The sequence below is a fragment of the Fulvivirga aurantia genome (assembly GCF_009711475.1).
Classification (GTDB): Bacteria; Bacteroidota; Bacteroidia; order Cytophagales; family Cyclobacteriaceae; genus Fulvivirga; species Fulvivirga aurantia.
In genome coordinates, this window is the sequence record NZ_SMMD01000371.1 from 1 (window position 1) to 2,090 (window position 2,090).

Genomic DNA, 2,090 nt, shown 5'->3' on the forward strand with positions numbered 1-2,090 from the left:
TGATAATGGCGTGCTTACACCATGCGGCATGCCATCTACATAATCGATGGATTGAGCTTTTGATTTTTCACCAACAGGGAGTTTAAAACCAGTCATTTTACTGTCGTCATTGCTTCCTAACCAAATTACGTAAGCATCCTGATCGGTTTCTTTTTTAAAGAGTTTTACAATATGAAGCATTGTATCATTGTCGATGGTGTGACCATTATAGGTAAATCCAGCGAGTCGATTTCTGAAAGTGTTCACAGCAAACCAACTGAGTTTTTTGGTATTGGGTCCTGTTTTAGAAAATAACCCGGAAGTGCTAAACTTGATTCGGTAACCTGACTTTTGAATGAACTGAGGGTCTTTTAAGGTAAACAAAAACATTTGGTCATAGCCACCCAGGTAGCCATACATAGCAAGCCTTATGATATGTTTGGCCTGACTTTCGTTATTGATGTCATTTTTATCTTTTCTTTCACCTGGAGTGAGTGGTGTACCGATACCACTTATCGGAGCCACTACACTATCGTACCCACACTCGGTGATAGAAATATCTGCTTCAGGGCAAAGTAGATAAATTTCATCAGTCAGTCTGTTTACATCATGTAAAAAGCTCGTAGATTCTACGGGGGCCCCTCCTTTTGCGCTATCCTGACTACCACCTGCTACGGGATAATAATGCACATCAATAATAAAATTCTCATTGAGCGGATTAATAGGAAAGCCATATTTCGGAGCATCTCGCCTCATATGAAGCAACTCTTTCAACATTAATTTAATGTAATCGGCTCTGGGTTCGACCAAGCCATTCATCATAAGTCGCATTGATGGATCTGCCTGTCTGAAGCCGTAATTCTCACCCATCAGTCCCATGTGGCCATCAATAGCTGCAGACAGCATAGCAGCCATTTCTTTCGGTGTGTTAAGTTCTTCATGACTAAACCAATCTTTGTCAGACTCATTGTTGATAGAAACGGCATGAACTAAATTGAGGCCTACTTTGGGCTCGTTACTTTCATGAAGCTTGAGGTGCTTTTTAGGGATGTCTTTATTTTGACCGTAGCGTGCTGCAAATTGATAATAAAACGAGGCCATTGCCCTATAATGCATAGGATTTTCACTATCACCTCCATCATCATATGGTATTTGCCAACCATTAGTTTTATTGGTTTTTGGGTTTACATGCAAGTAAGGTATGCCTCTTGAAAGAATAGGAATTGGCTTCATACCCTCATCTATCATTTGTCGAAGAAAAGTATCGAAATCGAAACCTCCTGCTCCACGAGCGGGGTTAAAACCGATTTTATCATTAGGATACTCGTCATGAGGTATGCTCAGATCGACCGTTAATACCTCCCCGGCATTTTTTAAAACAATCTCCTCACCCACAAACAGCTTTGTGTCCATTGCAAATATGCGATGATACTTGCAGACGGTGTAGTGACTTTTAATCAGACTCAAATCATCTTCTCTTACACTATTTATACCCAGGTATTCATCAAAGGACCTGCGTTTGATGATTGGTTTTTCTCTTTGCTGTTCAGCATTACCCTCAATTGGCTTACCAATGACAGCTACAATTTTCGGCACTACGTTGATATTGGTGCTTGGACTTTTGCCATCATAAGCAATTCTTATATAACTGCATTTTTTCGGACTATTAAAATTTACCTGATCTTCATTGGCATCTAATGCACCCACTGATTTAAAACGCCCAACTTCCTCAAGGTCATGAGGCCCCGTTCCTGCTAATATGACCTGATTATTATAACCCGTGTTAATACCAAAGGGTCGTTTTACGTTCAAGCCAAAAACACCCGTCACCTGGTGTAAACTACCCAAATCTATATCCACAAACATTGGCACCCAGGCTTTTGTACCAAATGGATAGCAATGCATTTTAATAGAATATATCGCTTGCCAGTTCGACCCATTAAACTCACACACAACCCCCGATTCTGTGACCAACCGGGTCTCTCCCTTTTTGGGAATTTCTTTCTCTAAATCTTTATCCTTAAATACATAACCATCGAATACTGTACCTACATTCTGGCCATCAAATGTTAGAAATGATTGATTTTCTACTAAAGAATCAAAGCCTGTAG

At 40.2% G+C, this 2,090-nt stretch carries 1 protein-coding gene; it reads right to left on the bottom strand.

Annotated elements, in window-relative coordinates:
- The coding region (locus tag E1176_RS20390) for a hypothetical protein (protein WP_185152555.1) at positions 1-2,090 on the bottom strand (2,090 nt) is incomplete at both ends.